The sequence below is a fragment of the Brachybacterium endophyticum genome (assembly GCF_003130585.1).
In the GTDB taxonomy this organism is placed as follows: domain Bacteria; phylum Actinomycetota; class Actinomycetes; order Actinomycetales; family Dermabacteraceae; genus Brachybacterium; species Brachybacterium endophyticum.
Genome location: NZ_QFKX01000002.1, coordinates 235,462 through 248,952, shown reverse-complemented (window position 1 = coordinate 248,952; position 13,491 = coordinate 235,462). Strand labels below are relative to the sequence as shown.

Here is a 13,491-nt window from a genome sequence, read left to right as displayed (position 1 = left end):
CGATGTGGCCATGCCCGCTGCACCTGCCGAGACCGCCGTCCACCCCACCGACGAGGCCCGCTCCTTCGCGAGCGACCTGGGAACCTTCGTCACCGCGTCCCCCTCGTCATTCCACGCCGCCCGCGAGGCCGCGAGACGCCTGGAGGCGGCGGGGTTCACGGCCCTGGACGAGCACGAGGACTGGGCTGCTTCCGACGTCGGCGGTGACCGCTACGTGCTGCGCGACGGGTCCCTGATCGCCTGGTCGGCACCGGCCTCGGCCGATGCACGCACGCCGTTCCGGATCGTCGGCTCACACACCGACTCCCCGGCGCTGAAGATCAAGCCCGACCCGGCCCTCGCGGCCGAGGGCCTCGGTCAGGTCGGCGTCGAAGTCTACGGCGGCGTGCTGCAGAACTCCTGGCTGGACCGTGAGCTGCGGCTGGCCGGACGCCTGGTGCTGCGCGGCGGGCGCGAGGTGCTGGTGGAGACCGGTCCGCTGCTGCGGATCCCGCAGCTCGCGGTGCACCTCGACCGCGGCGTGAACACCCAGGGACTCACCCTGGACCCGCAGAAGCACATGCAGCCGGTCGCCGGTCTCGGCGAGGTCGACGTGCTCGAGATCCTCGCCCGCCGCGCCGGCGTCGAGAAGGCCGAGGTGCTGGGCACCGACGTGGTCACAGTCGATGCGCAGGCGCCCGGCTTCTTCGGCGCGAACGAGGAGTTCCTCGCCTCGGGCCGTCTGGACAACCTCTCCTCCGTGCACGCAGAGACCGAGGCGCTGGTGCGGATCGCCCGCGGTGACGGCGCCGCTGACGGGCAGGCGGGCGACGAGGCGAGCACGGACGCGGGCACGGGCACAGGCACGGGCGCGGGGCGTCCGATCGCGCTGATGGTCGCCAACGACCACGAGGAGGTCGGCTCCGCCTCCCGCTCCGGCGCGGCCGGACCGTTCCTCGAGGACGTGCTGGTCCGGGTGCACGCGGCCCTGGGCGGTGACGAGGCCTCACGGCGCCGCGCCCTGGCGGGCTCGATGGTGCTCTCGGCCGACGCCGGTCACGCCGCCCATCCGAACTATCCCGAGCGCCACGACCCCGTGAACCGCCCGCGGCTGGGCGCCGGGCCGATCCTCAAGCTCAACGCCAACCAGCGCTATGCGAGCGACGCCGTGGGCACCGCGGCGCTCTCGGAGGCCTGCGAGCGCGCGGACGTGCCGCTGCAGGCCTTCGTCTCGAACAACGCCATGCCCTGCGGGTCGACCATCGGGCCGATCACGGCGACCCGGCTCGGGATGACCACGATCGACGTGGGCATCACGCTGCTGTCGATGCACTCGGTGCGCGAGATGTGCGCCGTCGCGGATCCTCTGCACCTCTCGCGGGCGTGCGAGGAGTTCCTGCGCGGCTGAACCGCTCGCGGGGAGGGACGAGCGCGCTCACGCCCTCCAGCGGCCCAGCATCTCGCGCACGTCCACCAGTTCCGCCTGCCGGTCGTCCTCGAGGAGCTCGAGGACGGCGTCCTTGTGCTCGGGGCGCTCGTCGGCGACGGCGTCGGTGACGATGCTGACGCGGATGTTGTTGGCGAAGGCGTCCCGAGCGGTCTGGGTGATGCAGGCGTGCGTCGAGACGCCCGCGACGACCACCCGTTCGACGGCGAGATTGCGCAGCCTCAGCAGGAGATCGGTGGCGAAGAAGGCGCTGTCACGGGTCTTCTCGAGGCGGGTCATCCCGGTCGTGTCGATCTCGTGGATCACCTCCGTGCCGGCGTCGCCGTGGAAGAGGAAGCCCTGGTCGTCGTCGAACATGGTCAGCGTCCAGGTCGATCGGTCCCGGCTGTGCTCGGTGGTGACGAGCAGGACGGGCACGTCCGCATCCTTGGCCGCGTCGATCAGCGAGGTGGTGGCCTCCACGACCTCCTCGCGCGAGCCCGCCAGCCCGGGCGCGGTCAGGAAGGCCTCCTGCAGGTCGATCAGCAGGAGGGCATCGGTGGCGGGGGCTGTCATCACTTCTCCTGGAACGCTGTCACGGAGTGAGGGAAGGCGCGAACCTCTGCCAGACGCGGTGCGTGCCGAGGAACTCCTGCAGCTTACGCACCAGTGCCTCGCCGTCGGCGCCGACGATGACTCCCGCGCTCGGACCTTCCCCTGCACCGGAGGGATCGATCTCGGCTGCACGCCCCGCGACGACGAGGGCATCGATGACCTGGGAGCCTGCACCCCACGCGGCCAGCGCCTTGCTGTGCCGCCACGCCTCGTGCGCCAGGAGCACCGCCCGGGGGTCAAGTCCCGAGATAACCCCCGCCCCCGCCTTGGCATCAAGCGCCGGTGTCGCGTCGGCCGCCGCGGCCGGCGACCCCACGAAGGCGAGCGCATCGAACTCCACCGACCGTGCCGTGGCGAACGTGCGGTCGATCTGGCGCCCCAGGATCTCGCCGCCCTCGGGAGCGATCAGCAGAGGCGTCATCGAGAGCGACTCGATCAGCTCGAGCGTCGCACCGAGATCATCCGGAAGGCGCTCGGGATCGACGACCACGCCGATCCTGCGACCGTCGACGGGCCAGCGTCGACCGAGCTGTGAGAGCGCAGGGCTGGGGTCGAGATCGGTGGCAGGCGGCTCCGCCGGGTCCGGGACGGGGAGACCGAGAGCTTCGGCGACCGTCGCACACAAGCCCTCGTCGATCCGCGCGAGGCACTCCAGCTGACGTTCCCGGACGCCGACGTCCGTGCACTTCCCCAGCTCGAAGGAGTAGGCGGCCGCGATGTGGTCCTGCTCGACGGACGTCATCGAGAGCCAGAACAGACGCGCCTGGCTGAAGTGGTCCTCGAACGATCTCGGGGTCCGACGCTCCCGCACCGACGAGGCGATGGGGACAGGGATGTCCCGGACCGCCTCACCGGGATCCGCCGCGAAGGGGCATCCGCCGCCCAGGGAGTTGGGCTTGTACGGCGCGATGCCCTCATGGGTGGCCTGCTGTCCGTAGCCGTCTCGCAGCATGTCGTTCACCGGCGCGTGCGGACGGTTGATCGGGAGCTGGTCGAAGTTCGGCCCGCCCAGTCGCGTGAGCTGCGTGTCGAGGTAGCTGAACAGACGCCCCTGGAGCAGCGGGTCGTCGGTGACGTCGATGCCCGGGGGGAGGTGCCCTGGGTGGAACGCCACCTGCTCGGTCTCCGCGAAGAAGTTGCTGACGTTGCGGTCCAGCGTCATCAGGCCCAGTGGACGCACGGGCGCGAGCTCCTCCGGTACCAGCTTGGTGGGGTCCAGCAGGTCGATGCCCTCGAAGCTCTGGTCATCGGTATCGGGGAAGACCTGGACGCCGAGCTCCCACTGCGGCAGGGCACCGGCCTCGATGGCGTCGGCGAGGTCGCGGCGATGGAAGTCCGGGTCCACCCCGCCCAGGAGCTGGGCTTCCTCCCAGGTCAGCGAGTGCGCGCCGAGGGCGGGCTTCCAATGGAACTTCACCAGGGAGCTGACGCCCTCGCCGTTGGTGAGCCGGAAGGTGTGGATGCCGAAGCCCTCCATCATGCGGTAGGAGCTCGGGATCCCCCGGTCCGACATCTGCCACATGGTGTGGTGCTGGGCCTCGGTGTGGAGGGAGACGAAGTCCCAGAAGGTGTCGTGCGCGCTCTGCGCCTGGGGGATCTCGCGGTCCGGGTGGGGCTTCGCGGCGTGGACGACGTCGGGGAACTTGATCGCGTCCTGGATGAAGAAGACCGGGATGTTGTTGCCCACGAGGTCGAACACGCCCTCGGAGGTATGGAACTTGGTCGCGAACCCGCGGGTGTCCCGCACGGTGTCGGAGGATCCGCGCGACCCCACCACCGGTGAGAAGCGCGTGAACACGGGTGTCACGCGCCCGGGGGCGAGGAAGTCGGCGACCGTCAGCTCACCGGCGGTGCCGTAGCTCTCGAAGCGCCCGTGCGCTGCCGCACCGCGGGCGTGGACGACCCGCTCGGGGATGCGTTCGTGGTCGAAGTGGGTGATCTTCTCCCGCAGGTGGTGGTCCTGCAGGAGGACGGGGCCCCGCGGCCCCGCGGTCAGCGAGCGATCGGTGTCCGGCAACGGTGTGCCGAGGGCCGTGGTCAGGGTCTTCCCCTGCTGGGCTTCGACGTCGGGGGCGTCGGCGCGCGTCGCCCCGGTCGCGGAGCGTGGCCGTCGGGCGCCTGCCGCGTCGTCGGCCTGATCGGGGGTGCGGAGATCTTCGTCCATCGTGGGCCACGTCCTTGTGATCGTGTGCGGGAACTGCGGTGCAGCAGCAGGTGGGGTCGGTGGGGTCGGCCGTCTCAGGGCGTCGGCGTCCCGCCGTTGACATGGAGGGTCTCGCCGAGCACGTAGCTGGACTCCGGCGAGCTGAGGAAGACGAAGGCCGGAGCCAGCTCCGTCGGCTGTCCGGCGCGCCCCAGCGGCGTGTCCTTCCCGAAGTCGGGCAGTGCGTCCTGCGGCTGGCCCTTCGAGACCTGCAGCGGCGTCCAGATCGGGCCGGGAGCGACCGCGTTGACGCGGATCCCCCGGGAGGCGACCTGCTGTGCCATGCCCTTGGTGAAGTTGTTGATCGCGGCCTTCGTCGAGGCGTAGTGGATGAGGTTGGTCGAGGGGTTGTAGGCCTGGATCGAGGTCGTGTTCACGATCGTGGCGCCGGCCTCGAGATGCGGGAGCGCGGCCTGGGTGACGCGGAAGATCGCGGTGATGTTGACGTCGAAGGTCGCCGTCCACTCCTCGTCCTCGAGGTCCTCCAACCGGTCCACCGAGACCTGCTTGCCGGCGTTGTTCACCAGGGCGTCGAGCCCTCCGAGCTGATCGACCGCATCGGAGACCACGCTCCGGCAGGCCTCGACGTCCGCCAGGTCCGCGGGCAGCAGGATCGCGCGGCGCCCTGCGGCCCGGATGATCTCGGCGACCCGCTCGGCGTCCTCGCGCTCCTCCGGCAGGTAGTTCAGGGCGACGTCGGCGCCCTCGCGGGCGAAGGCGATCGCCACGGCGGCGCCGATGCCGGAGTCCGCGCCGGTGATCAGGGCCCGGCGCCCCTCCAGGCGCCCCGTCCCGCGATAGCTCTCCTCGCCGCGGTCAGCAGCGGGGTCGAGCTCGGCGTCCAGGCCCGGCTCGGGCTGGGACTGGCGGGGAGGGCTGATCCGGTGGAACCGGGAGACGGGATCGCAGAAGGTCAGCTGGTCATGGGTGCTCATGTGGTGCTCCTCGTGTCGAAGGTAGCGGTGTGCCGTGCGATGCCCGTCCGGGCGGACCTGGGCAGGACCGGTACCGAGCTCGGGCGGGAACTCGGGGAGACGCCCCGGTCAGGCATGCCTAGCAATCGGTCCGCGGGTGTTCAACAGCGGCTCCCCCACCCGCTGGTCACCGGCACCTTCCACTCGGTCGGCGCCCGCCCGGCCGGCGGGCGGACGAGGATCGTCGGGTGCCCCGCTAGTCGGCAGTCGATACGTCGGCGGGAACGTCCTTCAGGAACATCCCGACCAGCGTGGTGACGTCGCTGAGGGGCGCGTCGTCGTGGGTGGTGCCCTGCATCATGCGGACGGTCTTCTCCCGCATCGCATGGCTGAGCACGAGGGCGAGGGTGCTGCGGGCCATGAACGCGGGGTCGACGCCCGGGCGCAGCAGGCCCGCGCGATCGAGCTGGGCGAAGCACTCCTGCAGCACGTGCTCGTGGACCCTGTGCAATCGCGCGACCCGATACCTGCCGGGGTGGTCCCTGCTCACGATGTCGGCGTCCAGGGTCGCCAGCAGCTGGATCGACGCCGAGCACGGATCCCACACCTCCGACAGCGCCTGCAGCAGGGAGTCCCTGTCGGTGCTGAGCTCGTCGAGCCTGTTCAGGGCCTTCTGCGCATGGGCCTCCATGCGGTCGATGACGGCGCCGAGCAGATCGTGCTTCGAGGCGAAGTGGTGCAGCATGCCCGGATGGGTGATGCCCACGTGCGTGGCGATGTGACGCAGGCTCGAGCCGTGATAGCCGTACTCGGCCAGGACCTCGGCAGCGCCGTCGATGATCTGTTCGCGTCGTGAGGGACGGCCGGGCCGTACGGGCACATCGCTCGCATCACCGCGGGTCGGGGCGAGTCGCTGCGGCTGCTCGGGGCCCGCCGTGGACCGGCTCTGTCCGGCTCCGGGGATCTGTGCGGAGGGGTCCGGGGGGTGGGAGCTCTCTGGTCGCGATCGGCTTCGCTCGGCACGGGGCCCGACGGCCCGTCCGGTCGCGGGAACGGCGTGCGCCGCCGCCACCGACGTCGCAGGATCATGCTGCTCGTCGGTGCATTCGAGAAGGGGGTCGGTCCGCTCCATGGCAGAGGCCTCCGAGATGTTCAACAGCTCGCGCGGCCTTCTGCTAGACCAACTGCCACCCTAACCCGGAAGAATGATGAGGACAACGTCGCTGCACGTCGCCCGGATCGTGCTCCATCCGTTGCGAGCGCGGAGCGTGGAGCGCGGCCGGGGCCCGCTGGCACCGCTCGTGCGCACCACCGCCCGCCCGGCACTACCGCTCGGTCGTAATCCTTGCCGGGCACGTCACCTCTCCCTAGCGTCGAGGGCGAGCGGCCTCCACCGCCGGCCCACCGGACGGCGATGCGAACCCCGACAGCTGCCGGGGACAACCGCTCCGATCACGAGACGAACGGGGGCCAGCCATGACGGACGAGATATCCGTCCTCATCCGCGCTGACGTGGGACGCGAGACCATCGACGTCCTGGTCCGCGGGCGCCTCACCGAGCAGACCCGCCAGACCCTCGCCACCCAGATCCTCAAGGCCCGCACGCTGGACCCGGCGTCCGCGATCCTGGTGGACCTGACGGCCGCGGAGTCCATAGACGCCCAGCCCTTGACGTGGCTCCGGGAGACGTTCGGCTGCCACCGGTCACTGGGACACGAGCTCCATCGCCACGGCACGCACTTCCTCCTGCCGGCCCAGCCCAGCGATTCATGAGCCAGGCCGTCGGCCCGGGCTCAACCGTCCTGGCCGGTGGGCAGCGTCCCGCTCTCCCTGACCTCCTGCGCGATGTCGCGCAGCTTGCGGTTCAACCGGTTGCTGGCGATCCTCAGCAGGTCGTAGGCCTGGTCCTCGGTGATCTTGTGGAGGGCCATCAGGATCCCCACCGCAACACCGATCTGCCGGCTCGTGGTGAGCGCCGCTCCCAGGGTCGCCGCCTGCTGGGCGCTCTCGGCGTGAGCGATCATCACCGAGGCGTGGATCGCGAACAGGCTGGCGCTCGCGACCGCCTCCTCGTCCAGCCCGGTCGGCGAGGCCGAATACAGGTTCAGGGCGGTCGGCGACGGAATATCCGCCACATGGAACGAGAGCGCTCCCCGCACCGGGGTCTCCTCGAGCACGTACGCGCAGAACCGGGGCCAGCGCTCCTCCTGCGACAGGTCGCGACTGAGGACTGGGTCGTGCGTGCGTGCGGCATCCAGGCAGGGCCCCTCCCCGACCGAGTGCTGGAACGCGTCGACCTCCCGCACCACGTCCTGCCCGTGCGTCAGGCTGCGGGCGGGGCCATCGGTGGGGCGCATGGTGATGCCCGCCCAGTCGCAGCCCGAGATGGATCGCGTGGCGAGGTCCACGAGGCGCTGTCGCGCAGTGGAGGGAGCGCCGCCCTCGTGCAGGAAGTCGCTGAGGTCACGGAACTCCCGTGCAAGATGCTGGATGCTGTCCGAAGCCATGCCGTGCTCCTGAATCGCGATCGGTCGGGTCCTGTGCCGGGTCACGAGGGCCATGCACCGGGAGGGCGATCAGTGCCCTCAGGTTCGCACGGCAGGCCGACGACGTCGAGCACGGCTCGGGCCGGGGTGCCTCGTGCGGCCACCAGGGTGATCTCGTGGCCATGGTCGGCCATGCGGCCGCGGGCGTCGATCAGGATCCTCACGGCGGAGCTGGCGAGCAGCTGCAGGCCCGATAGGTCGAGCGTGAGGTCATGGAACCCTCCGCGACTGCTGCGATCGAGGTGGTCGGCGACATCTGCCGACGAGGCGATGTCGGCGCAGCCGGTCGCGACGAGGCGCGACGGTTCGTCGTTCTCCGACCGCAGTTCGAGAGGGGTTCGCGACGGCGCTGCCGTCCCGCCCGAGACCTCGGGTTCCGAGATGTTGGAAGGGCGGCCCAGGCGCCGTCGGAGCACCACACGGCTCCCCCTGTCAGCGGGGGTCCCCTTGCGGGCGATCTCGACCTGGTCCATCACGGAGGCCGCGATCCACAGACCGCGTCCCCGGACCGGGGATGGCGCGGACTCAGGGACCCAGAGACCCTGGTCGCTGACCGCGAACTCGAGGAACCCGTCCTCCCCGATCGCGGCGTCGATCCGCACGGAGCCGGGGTCCTGGCCGAGATACGCATGCTCGATCACGTTGGAGATGACCTCGGTCGCGGCGAGGTCGAGCCCCTGGACCTCGGCCGTGTCCAGGCCCAGCCGTGCGACGCGTTCGCACAGTCGCGGTCGCAGCTCGAGAAGACCGTCAACGTCCGCCGGGGCTTCCACGCTCATCGGGACGTGCGGGCGCGTCAGCACATGGGCGGCCAGCGTGGTGATGTCGTCGTAGCCGGTGCGGGCGAGCAGCTCGACCGCCTGCTGGCAGATCCTCTCGGCGGGCGAGGCCGCTCCCTCCTCCGCCGGGCCGGCGTCGAGGACGGCGGCGCGGGCGATGTCTCGGAGCGCCCCCACCCCTTCGTCGAGGGTGAGACCGGCGCGCTCGATCAGTCCGTCGCTGAAGAGGAAGGCCGTCTCGTCGGGCTCGATCCGTGCGGAGGCGACGCGGATCGGCCCGGCCGTCCCCAGCGGCATGCTGCCGCTCGGCGGCAGCGTGCGGCTCGAGCCATCCGGCCCGATGATCAACGGAGCAGGGTGACCGCAGGTGATGTAGTCCAGCCTGCCCTGCTGCACGTCGAGGATCGCAGCGCAGACGGTGCTCGCCCGTACCTCCGTGCGTCGTGCGGCGAGCTCGTCCACCCGCTGGATGGAGGTCCGCAGGTCGTGTGAGCGCACCATCGCGTCCTCGAGGATCGCCCGAGCCTGTCCCATCGCGGCCGAGGCCGCGACCCCGTGGCCGACGATGTCGCCCACCACGAGGGCGAGACGTCCCTCCCCGAGAGGGATCGCATCGAACCAGTCACCGCCGGCGGCCTGGTCGCGATCGGCGACGAGGTAGCGAGCTGCCGTGCGCACCCTCGGCAGCACCGGGAGCTGCGGAGGCAGGAGAGCTCTCTGCAGCTCCACGACCGTCCCGTGGGCTTCCTGGTACCGCTCCTCCGCCTCGGCCGCATCGACCTCGGCCTGCTGACGCTCATGCACCCTCTGGGCGACGTCCATCTGCTGGATCACGGCCCCGCAGACCTCGCCCCGCGCATCCTTGCGCGGTATCACGGCGAACTCGTGGTCCTCGTCGGCGGTCGCATGCGCAGTCGCGCCGGCCTGCTGTCGCCATTCGTCCGCCGTCACCGGCTCACCGGTCGCGTGGACCTTCTCCACGATCTCGAGGAGGAGCTGCCCCCGGGGGCCCGGGAAAATCTCTCGCAGGGTCCGGCCGATCGGGTGCTGCCATCCGGAGAACCGTCGGAACGCGGCGTTCGCGGCGACCAGCCTGTGATCCGGGCCTTCGACGAGCACCACGGGCATCGGCAGATCGTCGAACCCTGCGCGCACGGCGCGAAGCTCGCCGACCCGGCCATCGAGGTCGCCGTCGACACCTGGCTGGCTCACCCTCGCCCACCTCCCGGGACGCTTCCGGATGCTGCGGAGGAGCGACGCGGCGGCGCCGCCCACCCGAGCATGGCACAGGCCGGGCCGGCGCGGCAGGGGCCTCCCGGAGGTGGAAGGGCCCGGCGGATACCACGATCGAGCGTCGTGCGGGACCTGCCCGGGAGGAGAGCCGGCGTCCTTGCACGGGCCGGGCGGGCTCGTTAGCCTCGTGAGCGGGTCCAGCCAACGGCCTCCGCTCCTCGAAGGACGAGGCCCCTGCCATGACCCATACGATCTCCATCCTGGTCCGCGCCGACGTCGACAGCGAGTCGATCACGCTCGAGGTGACCGGCTGCCTGACGCCGAGGACGCGCGACGTGCTCGCGGCGCAGATCGAGAAGGCCCGCTCGCTCGGGCCGCGCGGCCCTGTCGTCGTCGACGCACGCGGGGCCCGGCACGTGGACCCGATCGCCCTCCAGCTGCTGCGCTCCACCGCGGACACCACCGGGGCTCTCAGCACGCAATGGGATCACCCCGCCCCCGTGCGCTTCCTGCTGGCCACACCACTCCCTCACTGCGCGAGCGGGGATCCGGCAGGCGCGTCCACCACCTGACGCGCCCCGGGGCTGTCCGATCCTGCCTACCGCTCGGTAGTCCTTCTCGTCCGTGCGGTCGCCGGGCGCTCCTCTCCGCCCCCCGCGACACCCCCGCCGGAACCCCGTCGCCGCGCCACGTCCGGAGACCGTGATCGCGTCCCGCCCGCGCGCCCAGAGGCGCGCATCACCGGTGGTAGTCTCGTTGCCGCACTTATCTATGGACCCGATATCAACTCCTCGCGGATTGCAGTCGGGCTCACGTCAGCGCCGACGGAAGGCACCTCCCCCATGACCTCTGAGACCCCCTCGATCCGCGCCGGCGTGGTCGGCATCGGCTGGGCCGGCCAGCAGCACATGGCCGCCTACGACGCCGCCCCGGGCGTCGACCTGGTCGCGATCGCCGGCATGGAGGACGACGTGCGGGCCGAGCTCGCCGAGCGCTACGACATCGCCGACACCTACCGCGACTGGGAGTCGATGATCGCCCGCGGCGACCTCGACGTCGTCAGCGTCGCCGTACCCACCTTCCTGCACGCGCCGATCGCGATCGGCGCGCTGCGTGCGGGCGCCCACGTGCTCAGCGAGAAGCCGATCGCCCGCACCGGCGAGGAGGGCCAGGCGATGGTCGAGGCCGCCCGCGAGGCCGGGAAGGTGCTCGAGGTCGTCTTCAACCACCGTCGGCGCGGGGACATCGAGGCGGTGCGCGCCGCCGTCGAGGACGGCACCGTCGGCCGCCCGTACCACGCCAGGGCCATGTGGCTGCGCCGCGCCGGGATCCCCGCCCTGGGCAGCTGGTTCACCAACGCCGAGATGTCCGGCGGCGGCCCGCTCGTGGACCTCGGCGTGCACGTCCTGGACTGGACGCTGCACATCATGGGCGAGCCGCGGGTCACCGCCGTCTCGGCCGTCACGCACGCCGAGCTGGGACCGCGCGGCCTCGGCGGTGCCGTCGGCGGACTGAAGTCCGGCGTGGATTCGGCCTACGAGGTCGAGGACCTCGCGAGCGCCCTGCTGCGCCTCGAGGGTGGCGGCTCGATCATGCTCGAGACCAGCTGGGCCACCCACCGCTCGACGCCCGACGAGTTCGGCATCTCGCTGTACGGCACGGACGGCGGCGCCGACCTGCGTGTCGAGGCCTACGCGCCGTCCGGCGAGCTGACCATCTTCACCGGGGACGGCGAGGAGGCCACCGACACCCCCGTCACGGCGCCCGAGGGCCGCGGCCACCGCGCCGTCGTCGAACGCTTCCTCGAGCAGGTGCGCGACGAGGGCTCCTGGTCGGAGCACGACGGCAGCGTCGGCCTCAGCCGCGCCCGCATCGTCGACGCCTGCTACGCCTCGGCCCGCAGCGGCCGCGAGGCCCGACTGGACGAGGACCTGCGGATCATCGAGGACTGACTCGGCGAGAGCGGTGCCGAGAGGCGGTGCTGCCGCCGATGCCTGTGCGCCAGTTCAGCCGCCGTGGCTGCTGCGCAGCAGGAGCAGCGCCTGCAGCCACGGCGGGTGCTCGCTGCACAGGGCGACGACGCCGTCGGCGATCACCAGCAGGCCGCCGAGCGCGAGGATCGCCGAGAAGGTCAGCAGCAGCACGCGGCGTCGCGGGCCGAAGAACCGGGCGAGGGCGTCCAGCGCCCGGGTGTGCAGGCCGAACTGCGAGAGCGCGGTGACGGTGACCAGCGGCAGCTGGTAGATGACGTTCCAGGCCACCAGCAGGCCGATCTCCGTGATCAGACTGTGCGTCTGCATCGCCATCCCCACCGCGATGGTGAAGGTGGGATCGGCGAAGGTGGTCAGCGACAGCAGCAGACCGCCGACGGCGAGCGAGCCCACCTGGTCCACGGTGTGGTGGTCCTTGGGTCTCGGGGGCTTGCGGGCGTTGCGGAACTGGAAGATCGCGAAGCCGACGAGCGCGAGCCCGACGACCAGCTGGATCCCCGCGATGCGCTCCGGGGACTCGATCACGGGTGCGGCCCACCGGCCGACGATCTCGAGGATCGGCTTCAGCGCCAGGGTCACGACGAACACGGCGACCGCGTAACCGCCGACGAAGTACAGCAGGTGCAGGGGCCGCATGCCACGCGCGAGGAACGTCGCGGCGATGACGCCGCCGAGGACGTCCATGGTGACGATGGCGAGGCCGAAGAAGGTCAGCAGGCCCGCGATCGTCATGAGCTCGAGGCTACAGGGGCGTCACTGACCTGCCAGTGGGGAGAACCCGACAGTCCACGGGCAGGCAGCACCCGGGTTCGGGGCCGGGGCGTTCTCCGGATGGCGCGGGGCGGCCCCTCGGACGTTCGGGGGCGGCCCGTCAGACGTTGTGGGTCGGGTGCATGTTGTGCTCGAGGCGGGCGGGCTCGCGCAGCCCCAGGATCGCCTCGCTCATGCGGACCGCATCGACGGTGGCGGCGATGTCGTGCATGCGCACGATGCGCGCCCCGGCCAGGATGCAGGCGGTCATCGCGGCGAGGGACCCGGCCAGGCGCTCGCCCTGCGGCCGGTCGATCGACTCGCCGATGAAGTCCTTGTTCGAGACCGCGACCAGCAGCGGCAGGCCGATCTCCGCGATCTCGCCCAGGCGCCGGGTGAGCTCGAGGGAGTGCAGCGTGTTCTTGTCGAGGTCGTGCCCGGGGTCGATGATGATCCGCTCCCGCGGGACGCCGGCCTCCTGCGCGCTCGCGATCTGCGCTAGGAGGGACTCCCGGACCTCGGCGACGACGTCCTCGTAGTGGGCTGCCGGTTTCTCCTGGCGCGGACGCCCAGCGCTGTGGCAGAGGATCACGTGGGCTCCGCCGTCGGCGACGACCTGCGCCATGTCGGGGTCGGCGAGGCCGCTGGTGTCGTTGACGACGCTCGCGCCCGCGGTGATCGCGGCCCGCGCGACCTCGGCGCGATAGGTGTCGACCGAGACCACGAGCTCGGGTCGCGCCTCGGCGAGACGTTCGACGACGGGGACGACCCGATCGATCTCCTCTGTTGTGGTGACGTCCGGGCCGCGCCCGAAGGGCACTCCGCCCACGTCGACCCAGTCGGCCCCGAGGTCCGCCGCCTGCAGCGCGCTGGTCACGGCCTGCTCGAGACCGACCGTGCGGGCGCCCTCGTAGAAGGAGTCGGGGGTGCGGTTCACGACCGCCATCACCGCCACACGGTTGCGCAGGTCCAGGCCGCGCGGGCCCCCGTGATCAGGCTCCATCCGAGGATCTCTCCTTCCGGCCCACCGGCGAGGGGTCGCCGACCTCCCGTCG

At 71.4% G+C, this 13,491-nt stretch carries 12 protein-coding genes; 4 read left to right on the top strand and 8 right to left on the bottom strand.

All coding sequences use genetic code 11. The features are described 5' to 3' along the window. The first annotated feature begins 10 nt into the window (after positions 1-10). The gene (locus DEO23_RS05520; protein ID WP_109275024.1) at positions 11-1,387 is read left to right on the top strand and encodes a M18 family aminopeptidase; all 1,377 of its coding nucleotides are present in this window, start codon (positions 11-13) and stop codon (positions 1,385-1,387) included. 27 nt (positions 1,388-1,414) lie between these two features. Here the strand turns inward: DEO23_RS05520 and DEO23_RS05515 are convergent, their stop codons facing one another. The 4 genes from DEO23_RS05515 to DEO23_RS05500 form a co-directional block, all read right to left on the bottom strand. After that, complete coding sequence (locus tag DEO23_RS05515) at positions 1,415-1,981, bottom strand: cysteine hydrolase family protein (protein ID WP_109275023.1); 567 nt, start codon at positions 1,979-1,981, stop codon at positions 1,415-1,417. Positions 1,982-2,000: 19 nt separating this feature from the next. Continuing rightward, on the bottom strand, positions 2,001-4,184 hold the full coding sequence (locus tag DEO23_RS05510; RefSeq protein WP_109275022.1) for a catalase: 2,184 nt from the start codon (positions 4,182-4,184) through the stop codon (positions 2,001-2,003). Positions 4,185-4,258: 74 nt separating this feature from the next. Next, complete coding sequence (locus DEO23_RS05505) at positions 4,259-5,158, bottom strand: glucose 1-dehydrogenase (protein WP_109275021.1); 900 nt, start codon at positions 5,156-5,158, stop codon at positions 4,259-4,261. A gap of 235 nt (positions 5,159-5,393) precedes the next feature. Continuing rightward, positions 5,394-6,017, bottom strand: a complete 624-nt coding sequence (locus DEO23_RS05500; protein ID WP_240613232.1) for a TetR/AcrR family transcriptional regulator — start codon at positions 6,015-6,017, stop codon at positions 5,394-5,396. A gap of 596 nt (positions 6,018-6,613) precedes the next feature. Between DEO23_RS05500 and DEO23_RS05495 the strand changes: the two genes are divergently transcribed. After that, positions 6,614-6,910 (top strand): hypothetical protein, encoded by a 297-nt coding sequence (locus DEO23_RS05495; RefSeq protein WP_109275019.1) that lies wholly within the window; start codon positions 6,614-6,616, stop codon positions 6,908-6,910. A gap of 20 nt (positions 6,911-6,930) precedes the next feature. Here the strand turns inward: DEO23_RS05495 and DEO23_RS05490 are convergent, their stop codons facing one another. Both DEO23_RS05490 and DEO23_RS05485 read right to left on the bottom strand, forming a co-directional pair. Beyond that, positions 6,931-7,644 carry a GAF and ANTAR domain-containing protein gene (locus tag DEO23_RS05490; protein ID WP_165831737.1) on the bottom strand — a complete coding sequence of 238 codons (714 nt, stop codon included), beginning with the start codon at positions 7,642-7,644 and terminating at the stop codon, positions 6,931-6,933. 41 nt (positions 7,645-7,685) lie between these two features. After that, positions 7,686-9,674, bottom strand: coding sequence for a SpoIIE family protein phosphatase (locus tag DEO23_RS05485; protein ID WP_109275017.1), 1,989 nt, complete (start codon positions 9,672-9,674; stop codon positions 7,686-7,688). 260 nt (positions 9,675-9,934) lie between these two features. Between DEO23_RS05485 and DEO23_RS05480 the strand changes: the two genes are divergently transcribed. After that, on the top strand, positions 9,935-10,267 hold the full coding sequence (locus tag DEO23_RS05480) for a hypothetical protein (RefSeq protein ID WP_109275016.1): 333 nt from the start codon (positions 9,935-9,937) through the stop codon (positions 10,265-10,267). Positions 10,268-10,537: 270 nt separating this feature from the next. Continuing rightward, positions 10,538-11,647 carry a Gfo/Idh/MocA family protein gene (locus DEO23_RS05475; protein WP_109275015.1) on the top strand — a complete coding sequence of 370 codons (1,110 nt, stop codon included), beginning with the start codon at positions 10,538-10,540 and terminating at the stop codon, positions 11,645-11,647. A 54-nt stretch (positions 11,648-11,701) separates the two neighbouring features. Here DEO23_RS05475 and DEO23_RS05470 read toward each other — a convergent pair whose 3' ends face one another. Continuing rightward, on the bottom strand, positions 11,702-12,418 hold the full coding sequence (locus DEO23_RS05470; protein WP_109275014.1) for a hypothetical protein: 717 nt from the start codon (positions 12,416-12,418) through the stop codon (positions 11,702-11,704). Between the two features lie 139 nt (positions 12,419-12,557). Further along, positions 12,558-13,439, bottom strand: coding sequence for a dihydropteroate synthase (gene folP / locus DEO23_RS05465; protein ID WP_109275013.1), 882 nt, complete (start codon positions 13,437-13,439; stop codon positions 12,558-12,560). Positions 13,440-13,491 lie beyond the last annotated feature (52 nt).